14 protein-coding genes, 2 pseudogenes and 1 riboswitch are annotated in these 20,656 nt (G+C 65.4%); of the genes and pseudogenes, 11 read left to right on the top strand and 5 right to left on the bottom strand.

Going from position 1 to position 20,656, the window contains the following annotated elements; translation table 11 throughout:
- Positions 1-90 precede the first annotated feature (90 nt).
- A pseudogene (locus N7573_RS14235) lies at positions 91-1,666 on the bottom strand (BCCT family transporter).
- Between the two features lie 245 nt (positions 1,667-1,911).
- Positions 1,912-2,013, top strand: a riboswitch (TPP riboswitch).
- Between the two features lie 82 nt (positions 2,014-2,095).
- On the opposite strand from N7573_RS14235, the gene thiC reads away from it, so the two are divergent.
- The 6 genes from thiC to N7573_RS14205 all read left to right on the top strand — a co-directional run bounded on the left by thiC (position 2,096) and on the right by N7573_RS14205 (position 11,638).
- Positions 2,096-3,940 carry a phosphomethylpyrimidine synthase ThiC gene (gene thiC / locus N7573_RS14230; protein ID WP_049421745.1) on the top strand — a complete coding sequence of 615 codons (1,845 nt, stop codon included), beginning with the start codon at positions 2,096-2,098 and terminating at the stop codon, positions 3,938-3,940.
- A gap of 138 nt (positions 3,941-4,078) precedes the next feature.
- On the top strand, positions 4,079-4,750 hold the full coding sequence (locus N7573_RS14225; RefSeq protein WP_032128402.1) for an ion channel: 672 nt from the start codon (positions 4,079-4,081) through the stop codon (positions 4,748-4,750).
- A 260-nt stretch (positions 4,751-5,010) separates the two neighbouring features.
- The gene (locus tag N7573_RS14220) at positions 5,011-7,335 is read left to right on the top strand and encodes a winged helix-turn-helix domain-containing protein (RefSeq protein ID WP_071228159.1); all 2,325 of its coding nucleotides are present in this window, start codon (positions 5,011-5,013) and stop codon (positions 7,333-7,335) included.
- A gap of 115 nt (positions 7,336-7,450) precedes the next feature.
- Positions 7,451-8,350, top strand: coding sequence for a helix-turn-helix transcriptional regulator (locus N7573_RS14215; protein ID WP_032128400.1), 900 nt, complete (start codon positions 7,451-7,453; stop codon positions 8,348-8,350).
- A 49-nt stretch (positions 8,351-8,399) separates the two neighbouring features.
- The gene (locus N7573_RS14210) at positions 8,400-11,258 is read left to right on the top strand and encodes a TonB-dependent receptor (protein ID WP_121504427.1); all 2,859 of its coding nucleotides are present in this window, start codon (positions 8,400-8,402) and stop codon (positions 11,256-11,258) included.
- Between the two features lie 170 nt (positions 11,259-11,428).
- The gene (locus N7573_RS14205; protein ID WP_032128398.1) at positions 11,429-11,638 is read left to right on the top strand and encodes a hypothetical protein; all 210 of its coding nucleotides are present in this window, start codon (positions 11,429-11,431) and stop codon (positions 11,636-11,638) included.
- 56 nt (positions 11,639-11,694) lie between these two features.
- On the opposite strand, the gene N7573_RS14200 is transcribed toward N7573_RS14205, so the two are convergent.
- Both N7573_RS14200 and ppa read right to left on the bottom strand, forming a co-directional pair.
- Entirely contained in the window at positions 11,695-12,816 is a 1,122-nt protein-coding gene (locus tag N7573_RS14200) for an HDOD domain-containing protein (protein ID WP_032128397.1), read from the bottom strand.
- 152 nt (positions 12,817-12,968) lie between these two features.
- Positions 12,969-13,505 carry an inorganic diphosphatase gene (gene ppa / locus N7573_RS14195; RefSeq protein ID WP_005410935.1) on the bottom strand — a complete coding sequence of 179 codons (537 nt, stop codon included), beginning with the start codon at positions 13,503-13,505 and terminating at the stop codon, positions 12,969-12,971.
- 184 nt (positions 13,506-13,689) lie between these two features.
- On the opposite strand from ppa, the pseudogene N7573_RS14190 reads away from it, so the two are divergent.
- The 4 genes and pseudogenes from N7573_RS14190 to N7573_RS14175 all read left to right on the top strand — a co-directional run bounded on the left by N7573_RS14190 (position 13,690) and on the right by N7573_RS14175 (position 19,026).
- Positions 13,690-14,162, top strand: a pseudogene (locus tag N7573_RS14190) (hypothetical protein).
- A gap of 72 nt (positions 14,163-14,234) precedes the next feature.
- On the top strand, positions 14,235-14,735 hold the full coding sequence (locus N7573_RS14185) for an RNA polymerase sigma factor (protein ID WP_014038389.1): 501 nt from the start codon (positions 14,235-14,237) through the stop codon (positions 14,733-14,735).
- 104 nt (positions 14,736-14,839) lie between these two features.
- Positions 14,840-15,772: a FecR domain-containing protein gene (locus N7573_RS14180; protein WP_279913022.1), complete on the top strand. Its 933-nt coding sequence runs from the start codon at positions 14,840-14,842 to the stop codon at positions 15,770-15,772.
- A gap of 335 nt (positions 15,773-16,107) precedes the next feature.
- On the top strand, positions 16,108-19,026 hold the full coding sequence (locus N7573_RS14175; RefSeq protein ID WP_279913021.1) for a TonB-dependent receptor: 2,919 nt from the start codon (positions 16,108-16,110) through the stop codon (positions 19,024-19,026).
- A 90-nt stretch (positions 19,027-19,116) separates the two neighbouring features.
- Here N7573_RS14175 and N7573_RS14170 read toward each other — a convergent pair whose 3' ends face one another.
- Both N7573_RS14170 and N7573_RS14165 read right to left on the bottom strand, forming a co-directional pair.
- A complete protein-coding gene (locus N7573_RS14170) occupies positions 19,117-19,572 on the bottom strand; it encodes a hypothetical protein (RefSeq protein WP_279913020.1) in 456 nt (151 codons plus the stop codon).
- A 102-nt stretch (positions 19,573-19,674) separates the two neighbouring features.
- Positions 19,675-19,932, bottom strand: coding sequence for a DUF2789 domain-containing protein (locus N7573_RS14165; RefSeq protein WP_010483993.1), 258 nt, complete (start codon positions 19,930-19,932; stop codon positions 19,675-19,677).
- 105 nt (positions 19,933-20,037) lie between these two features.
- On the opposite strand from N7573_RS14165, the gene N7573_RS14160 reads away from it, so the two are divergent.
- The gene (locus N7573_RS14160; RefSeq protein WP_279913019.1) at positions 20,038-20,625 is read left to right on the top strand and encodes a biliverdin-producing heme oxygenase; all 588 of its coding nucleotides are present in this window, start codon (positions 20,038-20,040) and stop codon (positions 20,623-20,625) included.
- The last annotated feature ends 31 nt before the right edge of the window (positions 20,626-20,656 follow it).

Here is a 20,656-nt window from a genome sequence, read left to right as displayed (position 1 = left end):
CCGCCCAACCAGCAGAAACCCAGAGCTGCCCTGGCTTTTGAATTTGCACTTGCTTGAAAAAGCGGTGCAGCCGCAGGCTGCAAAACACCCTCAATCCTGATCGTGCGCGCGCGCCGCCTCCGCCTGGGTCTCCTCCTGCGCCGCCATCTCGCGCGCGATCCACGCATCGATCATATGCCGCTGGCGCTGCGCCTGCCGCCGCTCGCGCGTGTACTCCTGGTCCAGCCCGGTACAGCGACACCATCACCAGCACCATCAGCAGCGCGAATGGCAACGCCGCAATCGTGATCATGCCCTGCAGTGCATCCAGGCCACCGGCCAGCAGCAACGCCGCTGCGATCAGCGCCACCGCGATGCCCCAGGCCAGCTTGCGCTTCAACGGCGGATCGCCTGCCTCGTCAGTGGACATGCTGGCCAGTACCAGCACCGCCGAATCGGCTGATGTCACGAAGAAGATCATCAGCAGCACCAGTGCGATGCAGGAAAGCAGCAAGGGCAGCGGCATGCTGTCAAACAGGGTGAACAGCACCGTTTCATAGCCATTGCCCAGCGCCTGCACCAGGTCGGCGTGGCCGAAGATCTGCGCCCACAGCGCAGTACCACCAAACACCGCGAACCAGAAGAAGCCCAGCACCGTGGGTGCCAGCACGACGCCGATGACGAACTCGCGGACGCTGCGCCCACGCGAGATGCGCGCGATGAACGAGCCGACGAACGGGGCCCAGGAAATCCACCACGCCCAGTAGAAGATGGTCCAGTCCGCCACCCATGTGCTGCCCGAGAACGGTGACATGCGCAGGCTCATCGTCACCAGCTGGTTGAGGTACGACCCCAGTGTGGTGGTGAACGTATCGAAGATGAATCCGGTCGGACCCAGCACCAGTACGGTGGCCGCAAGAAGCGCGGCCAGCGCAAGGTTGAAGTTGGACAGCCACTTCACCCCGCGCTCGACTCCGCTGGCGGTGGACGCCATGTACAGCACGAACGCGATGGCGATGATGGTCAGCTGCAGTGGCACACCCGCGTGCAGGCCGAACACGCGTTCCATGCCGGCAGCGATCTGGATGGTACCGAAGCCCAGCGTGGTGGCCACGCCAATGGCAGTGGCAACAACCGCGGCGATGTTGACCACGCGTCCGATCCAGCCGCGATGGTGCCGGCCGATGATCGGTTGCAGCATGTCACTGACCAGTCCACGGCCATTGCGGTTGAACTGGAACCAGGCCATCGCCAGGCCGATCAGCGCGTAGATTGCCCATGGATGCAGACCCCAATGGAAGAATGCATAGCGCATCGAAGCCCGCGCCGCGTCCATGCTCTGCGGTGCGAGGCCTTCCGGAGGCTTGGTGAAGTGGGAAATCGGCTCGGCGGCGCCCCAGAACACCAGGCCGATGCCCATGCCGGCGGCGAACAGCATCGACATCCAGCTGGCGCGCGAGAACTCCGGCTCGGCATCTTCACCGCCGATGCGCAGGTTGCCGAAGCGACCGAATGCCAGGTACATCAGGAATGTCAGCGCCAGGAACACGACCAGAAGATAGAGCCAGCCGACACTGCGGATGACATCGGCCAGTACCGACTGCACCACGGTATTGAAGGGGCCGGGTGCAACACCGGCAAGCAGCACCAGAAGCAGAACCAGTGCGATGGAAACGCGAAACACCATGAAGGAGCTTCTCCGATCAAGGGATTGAGGGGAGCGAGCAGAGCTTGCTGCGAGGGGCCGGCGACATGCAGCACAGACCGGGCAGGGGCCGCGGAGGCGGCGGGGAAACACCGGCCGCAGCGGCACGATGCGCGTGCACGTTACTGAATGCGATGTCACGGTTCTGTTAATACAGAAACAGCGGATCCACGCCGTGCGTGGATGGAACAGCCAGGAGCTGCAGTGCGTTCTATGCTCTAATGCACACCAAGAAGCGGGGGTACCGCGGCCATGTGGCCACGGTTGAGACAGTCCCTTGGAACCTGATCCGGCTCATACCGGCGTAGGGAAGCTTTGCAGTGCAGCCATGCCCGGACTCCGCCCAAGGACCGTCCGGGCGCGGCAGCAGTGCGCCGCCGCTTCGTCCCTGACCTTCCTGGACGATGCCCGATGAACGCACAGCTCTCCGCCCTGCAGCAACAGGCCCAGCAACTCTCCGAATCCGTGACCCGGCCCATTCCCGGCTCGCGCAAGATCCACGTGCCCGGTTCACGCCCGGATCTGCAGGTGCCGATGCGCGAGATCGCGCTGACCCGCACGCCGACCTTGTTCGGCGGCGAAGAGAATGCACCGGTGACCGTTTACGACACGTCGGGCCCGTACACCGATCCGGAGGTGCGCATCGATCTGTCCGCTGGTTTGCCGGCACTGCGTCGCGGCTGGGTGGAAGAACGCGGTGATACCGAGCGGCTGGAAGGACTGAGTTCTTCGTTCGGTCGCGATCGCGAGCATGACCCGAAGCTCGATGCGGTGCGCTTCCCCGCGCGCAGCCTGCCACGCCGTGCGCGTGCAGGTGCCAACGTCACCCAGATGCACTACGCGCGCCGCGGCATCATCACGCCGGAAATGGAATTCGTCGCCATCCGCGAGAACCAGCGGCTGGACGCGATCCGCGATGCCGGCCTGCTGCAGCAGCACCCGGGCGAGGCGTTCGGCGCGTCGATCCAGAAGATCATCACCCCGGAGTTCGTGCGCGACGAAATCGCCCGCGGCCGTGCGGTGCTGCCCAACAACATCAACCATCCGGAAAGCGAGCCGATGATCATCGGCCGCAATTTCCTGACCAAGATCAACGCCAACATCGGCAACAGCGCCGTGTCCTCGGGCATTGCCGAGGAGGTGGAGAAGCTGGTGTGGGCGATCCGCTGGGGCGGTGACACGGTGATGGACCTGTCCACCGGCAAGCACATCCATGAGACCCGCGAGTGGATCATCCGCAACTCGCCGGTGGCGATCGGTACCGTGCCGATCTACCAGGCGCTTGAGAAGGTCGATGGCCGCGCCGAAGCACTCACCTGGGAGATCTTCCGCGACACACTGATCGAGCAGGCCGAGCAGGGCGTGGACTACTTCACCATCCACGCCGGCGTGCTGCTGCGCTATGTGCCGCTCACCGCCAAGCGGGTCACCGGCATCGTCAGCCGTGGTGGCTCGATCATGGCCAAGTGGTGCCTGGCGCACCACAAGGAGAATTTCCTCTACACGCATTTCGAAGAGATCTGCGAGATCATGAAGGCCTATGACGTGACCTTCTCGCTGGGTGACGGCCTGCGCCCGGGCTGCATCGCAGATGCCAACGACGCGGCGCAGTTCGGTGAGCTGGAGACGCTGGGTGAGTTGACGAAGATCGCCTGGAAGCATGACGTGCAGACCATGATCGAAGGCCCCGGCCACGTGCCGATGCAGCTGATCAAGGAGAACATGGACAAGCAGCTGCGCGAGTGTGGCGAAGCGCCGTTCTATACGCTGGGCCCTCTGACCACCGACATCGCACCGGGCTACGACCACATCACCAGCGCGATCGGTGCGGCAATGATCGGCTGGTTTGGTACGGCCATGCTCTGCTACGTGACGCCGAAGGAACACCTCGGCTTGCCCAACCGCCAGGACGTACGCGACGGCATCATGGCCTACCGTATCGCCGCGCATGCGGCCGACCTGGCCAAGGGACACCCCGGCGCGCAGGTGCGCGACAACGCGCTGAGCAAGGCGCGCTTCGAGTTCCGCTGGGAAGACCAGTTCCATCTCGGGCTGGACCCGGAGAAGGCCAAGGAATTCCATGATGAGACCCTGCCGAAGGATGCGCACAAGCTGGCGCATTTCTGCTCGATGTGCGGCCCGCACTTCTGTTCGATGAAGATCACCCAGGACGTGCGCGACTACGCCGAGGCCGGCATGAAGGAGAAGTCGAAGGAGTTTCGCGCGGCCGGCGCCGAGGTCTATCACCAGGGCTGACGTGTAACGGGTAGTGCCGGCCGCTGGCCGGCATTCCGTCGTGCGTGGGACCGGGGAGAGTGCCGGCCAGTGGCCGGCACTACCGCTCATCACGCCGCTCCCGGCTATCCTCCGCCCATCACCCTGGGGAAGGACGCCATGCCCGTTGCCATCACCACCCGCTGGCTGGCCATTGCCCGCCGCCATCCTTCGGCCTGGCTGCTGGGTGCCCAGTTGATCGCGGTGCTGCTGTATCCCGCACTTGATGACACCGCCGGCGGCCGTGCGGCGCTGGGCATGTTCGGCATGGCAGTACTCGGCCTGGCGCTGTGGGTGGTCCAGCGCAGTCCGCTGGGCACCTGGCTGGCACTGCTGCTGGCCATTCCTTCGGTGGTGTTCTCGCTGGCCGGCGCACTGCTGGATCGCAGTGCGCTGCTGACCACCGCGCAGCTGCTGGAAAGCCTGCTGTACTTCTATACGGCCGGTGCGCTCATCGCCTACATGCTCCAGGACCATAAAGTCACCCGCGATGAACTGTTCGCAGCAGGTGCGACATTCACGTTGCTGGCGTGGGCCTTCGCGTTTGCTTTCGCCGTGTGCCAGCAATGGTATCCGGGCAGTTTCCAGGGCACCGGTGGTGGCGCGCAGCGCACCTGGATGGAGCTTCTTTATCTGAGCTTCAGTTTGCTCTCGGGTGTTGGCTTGAGCGACGTTGTGCCACTGCATCCGCAGGCGCGCGCCTTGGTCATGCTGGAGCAGTTTTCAGGCGTGATGTACGTAGCTTTGGTGGTTTCGCGACTGGTTGGATTGACCATGCTGCGGCGCATGTGAAAATGAACGCCAGATAAAAATTTCGCGCCCCGCAGGGCGCGAATGGTGCAGCAAATTATGTGAATGCGTCGGCGAGAGAGAGCCTGGATGTCGACCACGCGATAGGCGAGGTAACCCGCATAGGCTAGTATTCGCCCGCTTCATTGTTTTTGCGGTATGCGCCGATGCTTTGTGCGGAGTCTGGCTTTTTGCTGTTCCCAGGACGGGAGGGTATCGAAGGCAAACGCTGCCCCGGACCTGTCTCTACTGTGTAGCGGAAAATGAACAGCAGTGAAAACCAGCCCCCCGGATTCGATCGGATCCGGATAGGAGAGTGCACTGTCACTCTGTCCTCGCGCGAAGTCGAGGTCGTCGGTGCGCGTCGCCCGCGTCGGCTGACGCCGAAGGCGCTGGGCGTGCTGCGTGTGCTGCTGCGCCAGCCGGGGCGTGTTGTCACCCGCGATGAACTGTTCGCGGAAGTCTGGCCGGACACGCTGCCGACCAATGATGTGCTTACCCAGGCCGTCACCCAGCTGCGCAAGGCGTTCAGCAACGACGACGACAACGGCCAGGCCTATATCGAGACCATCGCCAAGACCGGCTATCGCCTGCTGGTGCCGGTGCAGGTACTGGACGATGTCGAGCCGGCGCCGCCCGCGGGAGCCGATGACGAAATCGTGGACATGCAACCGGCGATGGCCATCGCCGAGATGATGCCGCCACACGTGCAGGCATCGCGCCGCCGCTGGCGCCACGTCCGCCGGCGCGTACTGCTGGTGCTGGGCGTGCTGATGCTGACCACGGTGGTGGTGCTGACCGCGCTGCTGCTGCGGCGGGCACCGGCCAGCAGTTCAGCTGTGGACGCGGCCGTGGAGAACGGCACGCGCGTGATCGGCAGCCCGCAGCGTCCCTATCGGTTGATCACCGCGACCAGCGGCTTTGAAACCTATCCCACGCTTTCACCCGATGGTTCATTGGTGGCCTATGAGGGCGCCAACGAAGACGGGCAGGGCGGTGGCGCGATCAAGGTGCAGACCTCCGGCAACGCGCCTGCGCGGCAGCTGCTGGCTCCGCCGGCCGGCTCGGTCGATCGCTTCCCGAGCTGGTCGCCGGATGGACGCGAGATCGCCTTCGCGCGGTTCAGCAACAACGGCGGTTGCCAGGTGCTGATCGCCAGCGCGACCGGTGGTGCCCTGCGCCAGGCCACACGGTGCGATGGCACCGAGCTGCTCAGTTTCGACTGGACGCCGGACGGCCGTGGTCTGGTGTTCGGCAGCATGGTGGGGCGCTATGCCCATCGCGGCATCCGCAAGCTTGATCTGGCCAGTGGCCAATGGGAGGCGCTGGACTACGGTGTCGCCGAGGATGACTTCGACTATGCGCCGCGCTACTCGCCTGATGGCAAGTGGCTGGTATTCGTGCGCAATCCGCAGCTGGGCGACCTGTGGCGCATGCCGGCCGCAGGTGGCACGCCCGAGCAGCTGACCAACGAGGCCGCTGAACTGCGTGGCTGGGCCTGGTTGCGTGATGGCCGGACGATCGTGTTTGGACGCCGTGTCGACAGTGAGGTGCGCCTGTACTACCTGGACGTCGAGAGCCGCACGCTGCGCGACGCCGGGCTCGACGACGCACAATGGCCGGCGACGGCGCGCCGCGCGGGGATGCTGGCCTTCGTTCACCGCCGCGCGCAGTTCGGCATCTTCAAGGTGCCGATGGAGGGCGGTTCACCCCCGCAGCGCCTGTTTGCGTCCAGCGGCCGGGATGGGCAGCCGATGGCGGCGCCGGATGGACGCCAACTGGTGTTCACGTCTGATCGTTCAGGCAGCTTCGCGCTGTGGTGGGCGGACATGGAGCGCCCCGATTCGCTGCGGCCTATCGAAGGATTGCGGCCGGAGGCACGTCAGGCACCGGACTGGTCGGCCGACAGCCGGCGGTTGCTGGTGGTCGGGCGCGACGAACACGGACGCACGGTGGTCTATGAGATCGCCCCACGTGACGAACGCGTCCAGCCGTTGCCGGTACCGTCGGAGCAGCCGCTGCAGGCACTGTACGGCGCAAACCCGGACCAGCTGCTGGTAGTCGAGCGCGATGACCAGCAACAGACCCGGCTGAGCCTGTTTGATCGAAGCGTGCAGCCTTGGCGCCGCCTTGCCAGCATCGAGGGCGTGTCTCAGGCGCGGTTCGATCGCAGCAGCGGGCGTGTGCTGTTCACCCGCCTGGCAGCAGGTGGCCTGTGGTCGGTGGATGCGGCGCTGGCGCCAGGCAGCGTGCAGCAGATCAGCGATGACCAGCCCAGCCGGTGGCGGTACCGGGCCTGGACCGTGGCCGGCAACAGTGCGATCGGCTATCTCGGTACGTCCACCCGCTGCGGTACGACACTGGTGCTGATCCAGGCCGGGCGCGAGGAACCGGAACGCTGCCTGGATGCGGAACGCCTCAGTGCCGGCAACGGGCTGAGTGCCGGCGCCGATGGGCGCACCCTGTTCGTGGCAATGGCGGTCAGCGACGGTGCCGACATCGGTGTGATGCGTTTGCCCGAGCGCTCGCCGACGCTGCTTCCGGCGTTCTCCAAGTTGTTGTTGTTCAACGGAAATGGGCCTTCGTAATTTCTTCGTGGCGACCTCGCCGCGAATTCGTGGCGATCTCGTCTGACTTTCCTGACGTGGTGCCGCCTGATTTGGCAAAACGGAGGCCTGTACTAGGCAAATCCGTGGTGCCCCCATGCGTCAACTCTCGCTGGCCGATCGCGGCCAAACCGTCTCTCTGGACCGGTCGCTCGACGATGCTGCGCCGACCTGCCTGGGCGTGGCCCGGCTCGGCAGCCTGCAGACCGCAGGCAGCAGCTTCACTGTGTGGATGCAGGTGCGCGGCAGCTCCTGGGTGGAAGCGAAGGAAGGACGCTTCCGCTTGCGCCAGGGCGAGTGGATCGCCTTCGAGAAGGAGTCGCGGCCGCTGGTGCAGGCCGGTCGCAACGGCTTGTGCGTTGGCCTGAACCTGACGGTCGAAGCGCTGCGCGTGCTGGCCGAGATGGCCGATTGCGGTCTGTATGCCGGGCGTGGCCGCATGAACCGTGGCGATGCCCGCGTTGCGCTGCGCCTGTGGCGCGATGCGCTGGCCAGTGGCCAGCCGGCACAGGCACTGCGCCCGCTGCTGCTGCACCTGGCGGGCCTGCAGCGTGGGCTGGCCGACAACGTGCAGCGTTGCCCGGGGCGCTCGCGCAGCCGCAAGCGCCAGGTGTTCGGCCGCATGCAGCGCGCCCGCCTGTACCTGGAAGGCAACAGCCACCGCGTGGTGCGCATCGGTGAACTGGCCGAGCTGACCAACTTCTCCAGCTGGTATCTCTCCAAGACCTTCCAGAGCCTGTACGAGGAAAGCCCGCAGTCGCTTTCGGCGCGGCTGCGCCTTGAGCGCGCTGCCGACCTGCTGCGTGACACCGACATGATGGTCGGCGAAGTTGCTGCAGCCAGTGGCTTCGACAACTGCTGCAGCTTCGCGCGTGCGTTCCGCGCCCGCTACGGCCAGTCCGCATCGCGCTTCAGGGAGAACGGCGGCTTGCTGCCGCCACAATCTGCAAAGTCTCCGGTTGGTTCGCGCAAATACAGCGCTGCAACGCAATCGTAACGTGCTGGGGTGTTTTAACACGCTGCTAACACGTACCTTGGAGAGATAGATGAACGTTCGTAATCCCGCAGTGCGGCTGGGCCTTCTGCCGGCTGGCATTGCGTTGGCGCTGACGCCCGCCTTTGCTTCTGCACAGGAAGCAAAGGATGCGACCACCCTGGATCGCATCGAAATCACGGGCTCGCGCATCCGCGGCGCCTCGATGGAGACCCAGCAGCCGGTCCTCACCCTGAGCCGTGAGAACCTGGAAAAGCAGGGCTACACCACCGTCGCCGATGTCCTGCAGAACCTGACCTCGGCAGGTTCGCCGGCCATTTCCCGTGCGGACTCGCTGTCCTCCGGCGAAAACGTTGGCGGCTACTACGTCGACCTGCGCAACCTGGGCGCGCAGCGCACCCTGGTGCTGATGAACGGCAAGCGCCTGGGCGCGACCACTGCCGGCTACCAGGATCTGAGCCAGATTCCGATGGCCGCCGTCGAGCGCATCGAAGTGCTGAAGGATGGCGCCTCCGCCATCTACGGTTCGGACGCCATCGCTGGCGTGGTCAATGTGATCACCCGCAAGCGCTTCGACGGTGCTGAAGCCAGCGTCTATGTCGGCCAGTACGGCCGCGGCGACGGCGACACCAACACCTACTCGTTCACCCTCGGCTCCGAAGGCGAGCGTGGCGGCGTGACCCTGTCGGCCGAATACTCCAAGCAGGATCCGGTGTGGGCGAAGGATCGTTGGTTCAGCCGCGACGGCGGCCTGGGCCCGAACACCACCTCCGGTGATTGGAGCCCGCTGAGCCAGAACAGCACCTGGTGCGACCCGCGCGTGTGGGGCGACTGCAAGCCGCGCGCTGCAGGCCAGCCGCAGCCGGAGTGGATGACCCTGAATCCGGGCGGTGACCCGAAGAATGCGGCCGACTACCACCTGCTGACCCCGGCCGAGTACTCCAATGCCAACCAGCAGATGATGGTGCAGACAGGCATCGAGCGTAAGTCCGTGTACGTCAACGGCAGCTACGATCTGGCCGACTCGATCACCTTCAATGCTGACGTGCTGTACAACCAACGCACCACTGACCAGCAGATCGCGGGTTACCCGTACCAGTCGCTGTCGTTCGGTACCCCGCTGTCGAAGGACAGCGCGTTCAACCCGATCGGTCAGGACGTCGAGTTCCGTCGCCGCCTGTGGGAAGTGCCGCGTACCACCAAGAGCGACCTCAAGACCCTGCGCTTTGCGCCGAGCCTGAGCGGCTTCTTCGAATTCGCCGGCAAGACCTGGGATTGGGACGTCGGTGCGCTGTGGAACCGCAACGAGCTGACCAAGACCGGCTATGGCGACATGAGCCTGATCGCATCCGAGCAGGCACTTGGCAAGTCGTTCATCAACGGCCAGGGTGTTGCCCAGTGCGGCACCGCCGCCAACCCGATCCCGCTGAGCCAGTGCCGTCCGTGGAACCCGCTGCTGCCGTATGGCGTCAACGGCCAGGGCTCGCTTGCCGACCGTGATCTGCAGAACTTCCTGTTCCCGACCTACACCGACACCGGTGTGACCAAGACCACCAGCTACACCGCCAACCTGTCCGGTTCGCTGTTCGAGCTGCCGGCCGGTGACCTGGGCGTGGCCATGGGCTACGAGCACCGCAAGGAAGAAGGCCGCTTCGTGCCGGACGCCTTCCGTCAGTCGGGCCAGTCGACCGGCCTGGCGTCGACCACCACCTCGGGCAACTACTCGCTGGATGAGTTCTACCTGGAACTGAACGTGCCGATCCTGTCGGACCTGCCGTTTGCCAAGGAACTGACCTTCAACGTCGCCAGCCGCTACTCCGACTACAGCAACTTCGGTGACACGATCAACTCGAAGTTCGGCCTGGTGTGGCGCCCGATCGAAGAGCTGCTGGTCCGCGGTACCTACGCAGAAGGCTTCCGCGCGCCGACCGTCGACGATCTGTACGGCGGCACCAACTCGAGCTTCGAGCGTTACACCGATCCGTGCGGTTCGACCTCGCCGGGCAACGTCGCTGGCAATGCTGCCTGCGCCGGGGCTGGCGTGCCGGCCAACTACGTGCAGGTCGGCCAGGGCTTCGCGCCTTGCAGCACCTTCCCGTGCGCGACCCCGGACCAGTTCGTCAGCGGTTCGAATTCGGCTCTGAAGCCGGAAACCTCCAAGAGCAAGACGGTTGGCCTGGTCTGGAGCCCGCGTTGGGTGCAGGGCCTGGACATCTCGCTCGACTGGTACCGCTACGAGCTGAAGAACATGATCATCGCTGACAGCGTTGATCGCATCCTGCGTGACTGCTACGTGTTGGGCAACGCAGCTCGCTGCGAAGGCGTCACCCGTGCCGCCGATGGCCATATCGAGGCGCTGACCTACGGCCTGGCCAACCTCGGCTCGATGGAGACCGAAGGCTACGACCTGGGTGTCAAGTACCGCCTGCCGGAACTGTCGATCGGCAAGTTCAGCATCGACTGGCAGACCAGCTACCTGGCCAAGTACGACGAAGCCGGCCAGAACAAGAAGGGTGAGAACATCACCATCGGTCGCGTTGGTGAGCCGGGCCTGTTCCGCGTCCGTTCGAACCTGGGCGTGAACTGGGAGCTGGGTGACTTCGGTGTCAACTGGACTGCTCGTTACTACTCGGGCATGAAGGAAAGCTGCATCGACGACGCATGGTGCGACGCCCCGAACCACTACGCCAATGGTGAGCCGGATCCGCTGCGCCACACCGGCTCCAACACCTTCCACGACGTGCAGGTCAGCTGGAAGGCTCCGTGGGATGCCACCATCGCCCTGGGTGCGAACAACGTGTTCGATCACCGCGGTGCGCTGCAGTACTCGGCGCCGAACTCGAGCTTCGCCTACTATGGTGGCTTCGACGTCGGTCGCTTCCTGTACATGAAGTACACCCAGCGCTTCTGATCGTTCGAAGTGCGATAGCAATACCGGGAGGGCGGACCGCAAGGTCCGCCCTCTTTTTTTGTAGGGGAATTCCGAAATGTCGTGGAAGGTGAGCAGAGTCACGTTCCTGTCGTGTCGTAATCAACACAGTTGCTGGGTCCACTTTCGGACACTTGCACATGGAGAGAGCGATGAAGAGCACGCTGTTGCACAAACTGTCTGCTGCTGCACTGATCTATGCAACATTGGTGGGTGCGGTGTTCGCCCAGACCGGTGGCGTCTGTGGGGGCGGGCTGTACTGCGAAGAGCTGCGCCAGCAATGCCTGGCTGCAGGCAATTCGAAGGTCATGTGCGATCTGCAGTATCGCCACTGCGTGCAGGACGCCTGCGGCGCGCGCTGATGCAAAAAAAGGCGCGCCTTTGGGCGCGCCTTCGAGGTTGTTCCTGCGTTGACAGCTCAGGCCTCGCTGGGTACCAGTCCCATCAACGCATTGGCATGCTCGCGCCACTGCGGCAGCCTGTTGAGTACACCTGCGCGCTGCAGGTAGTCCTCATCCACCGGATCGCCGTTGACCAGCGCCAGCGCCACATGCACCGCACCGGTCACCCAGAAGCTGCGCGTATTGGCGCGCTGCGGCTGCAGGTGGAAGGCAACCGCTTCGATGATCGGCATCGGCAGGCCCCACAGGCCCAGCAGGTAGGCGCCGGCCTCGGCATGGCCGGGGCGGGTGTCACCGGCCAGCGACGGTTCGCTGCGCTCGTTGCGTACGCCGGGCAGCAGCAGGCCGATGTCGGCCAGCAGAGCGGCGGTCGCGCCCAGTTCGGCACTGGATTCGGGCAGCAGGCGCGCGGCCAGGCGCGAGGCGAGCAGGGCGCGCTGCTGCAGCGAATTGCGTTCGGCGGTGGACAGCGTGGGTGCGGAAAACACCTCGCTGGCCAGAACCAGGTCGCGCAGCGTCGACAGGCCCAGGCGGGTCACGGCCGTGCGCAGGTCAGCGATGGTGCGTCCCTGGCTGAAGAACGCCGAGTTCGACAGCTGCAGCACCTTCGCGGCAATGGCCGGGTCGGCCGCCACCAGCTTGGCGACGTCGGCGCTGTCGGCGTCGTCGTCATGCTCCAGCGCTTGGGTCAGGCTCAGGTACAGGTGCGGCGGCGAGGGCAGCTTCTCGATACGGCCGATGGCATCGCGCAGGCGTGGGCTGTCCAGTACTTCGCGCAGCTCTTCCAGGCTGGTCAGCGCTTCCAGCAGCACTTCCGGTGCCAGTGGCAACGGCAGGAAACGGTGAGCGACACCGATCAGGCGTGCCGGCGGCGGCCGGTTGCCGTGCTGGGCATCGATCAGCGCGATGCGGATGGTTTCCGGGCGCAAGGTCCGGATCTGGCCCAGCAGCGTGGTGGCATTGAGATCCGGCAGCTGCGGGCAGACGATCACCGCATCCACGCCCTGCGTGGCCACCGCAGTCATCGCGGTCTGGCCATCGGTGGCGGTCAGCGGCTGCCAGTCTTCCCCAAGATCGGCAATGAATTCGGTCAGCTCGGCCGGCAGGCTGGCTGCATCCCCAACAAGCAGAATACGCACGACACATTCCCCTGGCTGTCTCGACGATGGATGTCGACGACGTGTGAAGTGACGCAATTTACCTAATACGGCGGCACGTGTGATGTGCCGTCGTCATGAAACGTGACCCGCATCGCTCCGGCGGGGTGCCGCCGGAGCGATCCGGTTCAGGCTCAGGCCTTGCTGTCGAGATGGCGCTGGTGCGCCTCGATCAGGATCTGCTTGGCCTCAGCGGCGCCGCCCCAACCGTCCAGCTTGACCCACTTGCCCTTCTCCAGGTCCTTGTAGTGCTCGAAGAAGTGGCCGATGCGCTCCAGCCAGTGGCTGGACACCTGGGCGATGTCTTCGACGTGGGCATAGCCACTGAAGATCTTCGACACCGGCACGGCCAGGATCTTCTCGTCGCTGCCCGCCTCATCGCTCATCTTCAGCACGCCGACCGGACGGCAGCGCACGACCGAGCCCGGCACCAGCGGCAGCGGCAGCACCACCAGCACGTCGGCCGGATCGCCGTCGCCGCACAGGGTGCTCGGCACGTAGCCGTAGTTGCAGGGGTAGCGCATCGGGGTGGACAGGATACGGTCGACGAAGATCGCGCCGGTTTCCTTGTCCACTTCGTACTTCACCGGCTCCGAGTCCTTCGGGATCTCGATGATGACGTTGATTTCTTCCGGCGGGTTCTTGCCGGGCGAGACGAGTTCCAGACCCATGGTCGTGCTCCAGGTGGGGGATGTAGACGGATAGCCCCCCATTTTATGCCTTTGCCGGGCGCTGTGCAGAGGGAGGGGCCGACGGCGCTGTGGGGCGGGGGCCTACCCGGCAGGCCGGGATTGGCTGATGGGGGCGGCCGGCATGGGAGCGCAGGCTGGTCCAACCTTCCCAAGGAGTCTGCCCATGAACGTGTCTGCCCTGCCGTTTGGCCTGACCTGCATGCTGCTGGTTGCGCCTTTGGCCCAGGCGTCCCCTTATGTCGACCTGATCGACTACCCGCATCAGGAGGCCAACTGGGACCGCTTCTTTGCCCTGGAAGGCCGTTTGCAGCATGGCTTCGATGCCATCTGTGGCGACACCTTCTGCGAGGGCGAATACAGCGATATCCGCGCCTGCGCCTGCGCTGTTCGGTGGATGCGGTGCGGGGAACCGTGCATGAATGCCTGTGGGCATTCGCCGCCAGCGATCTGGAGGTGTCCCGCAACGATGGCGCGATCGTGGCCCGGCAGCCGACCTGGTTGTGCCGCCTGCCGCTGGTGGCGGGTACCCCGGTGGAAGCCTTCCATGCCGCGCTCGCCGCCCGCAATCCACTGCATGACCCGCTGCCGGGGACCTCGCAGAGCGTCTATGACGGGCTGACCGGATGCATCCATTGATGAGAACGTGACTGATTCTCATTAACGGAGTAGCATGCGCGGCGCCTTCCGTCTGTCGTCCCGGTTCCGCGCATGTCCTCCAATGCCGCCTCCCTCACCGAACTGCTGATCCGCGAGCGGCCTGCGTTGCTGCGCCGGGTGCAACGCATCCTGGGGGGCGACAACGGCGCCGAGGACGTGATCCAGGCGGTGTGGTTCAAGGCACGTGGCGTCGATGACAGCCAGGCCATCGACAACCCGCGCGCCTATCTGTACCGGTTGGCCGCCAACCTGGCCACCGACCATGGCCGCGAATCGACCCGGCGCAACCGTCTGCTGGCCGACCACTACCTGTGGGGGCCGGACGAGGTGATCTCGACCGAAGAGCAGGCGATGGCACAGGACGAGCTGCAGCGGGTGCTCGACGCGGCGGGACACCTGCCGGAGCCGACCCGCACCATCTTCCGGCTCAACCGCCTGCAGGGCCTGACCCAGGCCGAGATCGCCCGCCGTCTGGGTGTGTCGGTGACTACCGTCGAGAACCATGTGCGCACCGCGCTGCAACGCCTGGCCTGGGCGCGCAGCGGCCGATGATCGCCCCGGCTTGGGGCTGGCCCTCGCTGAAACGTCTTGATCACTGGACCGTGGATGCGGTCTAGTTCCTCCGCCCGCGCTTGAATGCGCCTGTCCGCCAGCCGATGAGCCCGCCGAACACGCTGCCCGCCGCCAATGACGATGCCCTGGCCGAACAGGCCCGGGGCTGGATCGCGTGGCTGGCCTCGGGTGACATCGGCGAGGGGCGCATGCATGAGTTCGAACGCTGGCTGGCACAGCCGGGGCACCGTCGGGCCTTCGAGCACGAGCGCGCGCTGTGGCGCAGCGTCGGACCACGCCCGCAGGCCCGGCCCGCCGAGCGCCGGCGCCCGCGGCGGCTGCGCTGGGCAATGGCCGCTGCAGCTGCGCTGGCGGTGCTGGTGGCATGGCCGGAGGCCTGGTTGCGGCTGCAGGCCGACCATCGCAGTACGCATGTCGTGCAGAACGTGCAACTGCCCGATGGCAGTCGAGCCGTGCTGGATGCGGACAGCGCGATCGCCGTGCGATTTGATGCCGATGCACGCCGGATCGAGCTGCTGCGCGGGCGCGCCTGGTTCGAGGTCAGCCCGGATGCCCAGCGGCGTTTCAGCGTGCGCGCGGGCAATGGCGTGGTCGAGGACATCTCGACCGCGTTCTCCGTCGCACGCGACAACGATCAGGTGGAAACCCAGGTCGGACAGGGCAGGGTGCGCGTGGCCAGCCCGGCCGACGGTGGCTGGACCTACCTGCAGGTGGGACAGCGTGCGGTCTATGGCGAGCGCAGTGGCGTGACGCGTCTGGGAGATGTGGCGGCCGACAGTGTCGGCGCGTGGCGGCAGGGTGAACTGCTGCTGGAGCAGGCCAGCGTCGCCGAGGCCGTGCAATGGGTCGGGCGCTATCGCGCTGGCCCGACCTTCGTGCGTGGCGATCTGTCGCAGCTGCCGGCCGTCAGTGCAGCGTTGCGCATTGATCGCCCGGAGCAGGCGCTGGACGCGTTGGCGGCAACAGCAGGTCTTCGGGTTACTCGTCTTCCATTCGGCGTCGCCATCGTGCAGTAGATCCACGCCATGCGTGGATGACCGTCCCTGTGCCGACCAACGGTTGGCACCCACCGCTGCAAGCAGCCGACCAACGGTTGGCACCCACCACTGCAAGCAGCCGACCAATGGTTGGCACCCACCACTGCAAGCAGCCGACCAACGGTTGGCACCCACCGCTGCAAGCAGCCGACCAACGGTTGGCACCCACCGCGACCGCAAATCGCCCTTGGGGTTGCCACGCTTTCATCCGTCTTACTCCGCGAACGTACCCGCCGCCGCCAGTACGTCGCCGTGTCCGCCCGTGTTGCGGATGTCGCCGCGCCCGCGGCACCGATTACCTGACAGGTTCCCCCATGTTCGATCTCCATCGTCCGGGCCGCATGCCGCGCCCGTCCCGCCTGTGCATCGCCCTGCTGGCGGCCGGCCTGGCCAGCGCCGCGCCCTCCGTACTCGCGCAGGATGCCAGCGGTGACCACGCTGCCGTGCAGCGCTTCGATATCCCCGCGCAGCCACTGGACGAGGCGCTGCGCAGCTACATGCGCCAGTCCGGCGTGCAGGTCGTGTACCCGGCCACCCTGGCCCGGGGGGTGACCTCGCGTGCGGTCAGCGGCAGCCTGTCGGCCAGCGAGGCGTTGCAGCACCTGCTGCAGGGCAGTGGCCTGGCGGTGCGCCGGGTCAGTGCCGATGCGGTGACCCTGGAAGCGGCAGCGTCGGCGCAGGCCGACAGCGGTGTGATCGTCACCGATACGCTGAGCGTGGCCGGCGACCGTATCGACAGCGGCGCAACCAGCGACGAGGCGCGCCTGCTCGACGGCTATCGCAGCGTCGGCTCCACCACCACGCTCAACCGCACGCACCTGGAGCGATTCCGCGGTACGTCCAACGGCGACATCGTCAAGGGCGTGGCTGGCGTCACCGCCGGTGATCCGCGCGTGGGCAACGGCTTCGACGTCAACATCCGTGGCATCCAGGGCCAGGGCCGCGTGCCGGTGATCATCGACGGTGGCCAGTCCAGCATGGATACCTACCGTGGTTATGCCGGCCAGTCGCAGCGCACCTACCTCGACCCGGACCTGATCTCCAGCCTGACCATCACCAAGGGCCCGAGCCTGCAGGCCAACGCCTCCGGTGGCATCGGCGGCGTGGTCGAGATGGAGACGCTGAAGATCGGTGACGTGCTGCGCGAAGGCCGGGACTTCGGCGTGCGCGTGCGTGGCGGCCTGGCCAACAACAGCGCCAACAACCTGCCGTCCTACAGCGCCGCGCCGCGTACCGACCGCAGCGCCACCGGCAGCCAGTTCTTCAACGTGGCCGCTGCGGGACACTGGGATCGCTTCGATCTGGTTGCCGCCTACGCCTACCGCGACAACGGCAACTACTTCTCCGGCAAGCATGGCTACGATGACTTCCCGCAGACCCGGCGCACGCTGGCACCGCTGAATCCGCCGCGTACCGAGGTGTTCAATACCTCGGCCCGCTCGAAGTCGGCGCTGCTCAAGGGCACCTGGCGCATCGACGATGCACAGACCCTGGAAGCGGGCTACCGCCGCTACGAGGGCACCGCCGGCGAGATCATGGCCTCGCAGATCATCCGTGTGGATCGTGACCGCATTCCGCAATGGGACCCGGGCCACGTCGACATGGACAGCTACACCCTGCGCTATCGCTTCAACCCGGACAGCGAGCTGGTCGACCTGCGCGTCAACGCCACGTACACCGACACCGACAGCGTGATGTACAACAGCCTGACCGGCATCACCCCCTGGTACTTCGATCGGCGCACCGAGTGGTACGACGCGCCCAGCTTCAGTGGCGACCCCGGTTACAAGGATGCCTACCGCAATCCGCTGCGGCAGAAGCGCTTCGGCCTGGATGCCAGCAACACCTCGAAGTTCGATACCCACGCCGGTGCATTCACCCTCGACTACGGCCTGTCCTACAGCGATGAGGACATTGCACCGGGCAGTTCGGGGCCGGTCATGCACGATGACCTGATCAACAACCGCTTCCTGCGCAACGCCGAGCGCAAGGAATACAGTGCCGTGGCCTCGCTGAAGTGGCAGCCCGATGAGCATTGGGAACTGCTGGCCGGCGGCCGCTGGAACCGCGTGGATGTGCACGACCGCAACCGCCTGGCCACGCCCGACGCCTATGAGGTGCAGGGCCAGTACCGCTACACCGAGCTGCTCAATGGCAACCCGGCGCTGCCGTCGTGGCGGGCCAAGCGCATCGCGCTGCTGAACTGGTATCCGGACGCCAACGGCAATTTCACCCAGGAATCGCTGCTGGCTTCACCGTACAAGAAGGGCACGGTGGGTGACATCGGTGGCTGGAACTTCTACGACGCCGGCAAGGCGCAGGACCTGGAAGTGCCGGTCAGCTGGAGCTGGTCGCAGCCGATCCGCCGTCGTGACACCGCGTTCTCGCCGACCGCCAGCGTGGCCTACCGCTTCAGCGAAGACACCATGGTCTACGTGAAGTACGCCGAAGGCACCAAGCTGCCGAGCCTGTTCGAGACCACGCTGGGCCTGTTCACTGCCGCCAAACCGGTGGGCGAGCTGAAGCCGGAGCGCGCGCGCAGCTGGGAAATCGGCGCCAGTACCATCCGCTACGACCTGTTCACTGCCGGCGACCGCCTGGCGCTGAAGCTGGCGTATTTCGATACCCGCATCGACGACCTGATCACCCGTGACTACCGCACGCTCTCGGCCGGCCTGATCCGCAACGTCGACCAGTTCAAGGTCTCGGGCATGGAGTTCCAGTCCAGCTATGACAGCGGCAAGGTATTTGCTGATCTGTCCGCGCACTATTACTTCAAGGCCAAGACCTGCGCACCGGACATCGCCGCCGAGCGCCGTGCCTATGGTGCACAGCGCAGGAACGATGAACTGGCCAACACGCCGAACTGCGTGGACGGCGGCTTCGAGGGCTCGTACACCAATACCCAGAACCCGCCGCGCTACATGGTCAACCTGACCCTGGGCTCGCGCCTGTTCGACGAGCGCCTGACCTTCGGTACCCGCGTGGTCCACAACGCCGGTCCGATCAGCAAGCTGGACAAGGATTGGAACGTGGGTCTGTCGGCGATCCAGCAGCTGTACCGGCCGACCACCCTGGTCGACCTGTTCGCCAGCTGGAGCTTCAACGACCAGCTGTCGGTGGAAGCCGGCGTGGACAACCTGACCGACCGCTACTACCTGGACCCGCTTGCCCTGGGCGTGATGCCGGCCCCGGGCCGTACCGCGCGCCTGGCGTTGACCTGGAAGTACTGATCGGCTGTGCAGTGCGCCTTCGGTGGGTGCGGACCTTGGTCCGCACCGCCTTTGAAATGCGGAAGAGTCCGCTTGCCCGTAACTACCGCTCTATATATTGGTTCTCAGTCCGTCGGCTGGAAGGTCCAGTAAGAGCTCGACATCCGCCCAGTCTTCTTCAACGGGGAGGCGATGGAAAAGGCTGAGAAATAGTTCGCTCACGTAGCCAGCCCTGTTCTCGACTTCGCCAAGCGGAAGTTCGTGTGGGATCAGGTTTCGCCAGTGATCTTCGGCGCCATTCATCCCTGCAAAAAAGCCTAGAGTGTTGCAGACATGGGCACGGGCAGCAGGACCGAATGTCTCCAGGACTTTGCCCATCTCACCGAACAGCCAAGCTCTGTCCTGCGCATCGTTTATCTCAAACGCCGCCAGTTCATCGTCCGACATGGACAACAGCGGGTAGTAGAGGTAATGGATATAGTTGATGTTCGCTGCTTTCGCCATGAGTGGATCAGCCTTGCTACTGCGCTCATCGTGATGGAAATGGCGCGCTTCATCGAGGGCCAATTGCGACTCAGGTTCAGAATTCTCCCGGCAAGGGAATTCATCCGCACATGGTGTGGATCTGCGGGTAGCGCCGGGCTATGCCCGGCGCCTTCCTCCAGCCGGTTACAGCCCGGTCGCCGCCTTCACCGCATCTTCGTGCAGCGACTCGTTCAACTCATCCACCACGGTGCTCCACGCCGCATCGGCCTGCAGCGACTCGGACAGGAACTGGCGCTGGGCATCGTTCCAGTACGGTGCCTCGACCACTTCCACATCGGTGGCCAGCTGGTGCTCGCGGATGAAGCGGGCGATGCCCTCGGCGCTGGCGTCCAGGCCCAGCTGCAGGAACAGGTTGGTCATGCGCGGTTCGGTGGTGATCATCGTCGGTTCCTGCGGGAAGAAGGGATGCGCCATTATCGGTGCACATGGCCTTGGGGAAAGCCCCGTGGCGAACGTCTACAGCAGGACGACCCCCTTGGCATCCCCATGAACGCACACATCGCCCCTGAAGACAGCCGCAGCCTGCGGCTCAAGGCCGCCACCCGCGACAGCCATGGCGCGCTGGACAAGCGCATCATGGCCGGCGACATCTTCGCCGACCGCAGCAACTTCGCCCGTTTCCTGCGCGTGCAGTACCGCTTTCATCGCAGCATCGATGCGCTGTATGCCAACCCTGCGCTGGATGCACTGCTGCCCGATCTTGGTGAGCGCCGCCGCCTCACACAGGTCGCGCGCGACCTGCAGGATCTGGAGCAGACCCTGCCGGCGGCCGACATCGCGGCGTTGCCGTCCGATCTGGAGCTACCCGCCGCATTGGGGTGGCTGTATGTGGCCGAAGGCTCCAATCTCGGCGGCACCATTCTGTACAAGATGGCTGCCAAGCTCGGCCTGGATCGTGATTTCGGCGCCCGCCACCTTGCCGCACACCCGGATGGCGCGGCGCGCCACTGGCGTGAATTCACCGCTGCGCTGGATGCGGTGCCGCTGAGCGCCGAGCAGGAGCAGCAGGTGATCGATGCGGCCGATGCAGCGTTCCGCAGCGTGCACGGCCACGTTGAAGTGGAATTCGCCTGATGCACGCCTCCCGCCTATCGGCGCAACGCTG

It is taken from the genome of Stenotrophomonas sp. GD04054 (genome assembly GCF_029836955.1).
Classification (GTDB): domain Bacteria; phylum Pseudomonadota; class Gammaproteobacteria; order Xanthomonadales; family Xanthomonadaceae; genus Stenotrophomonas; species Stenotrophomonas maltophilia_A.
This window is presented reverse-complemented; position numbering and strand designations above follow the sequence as displayed.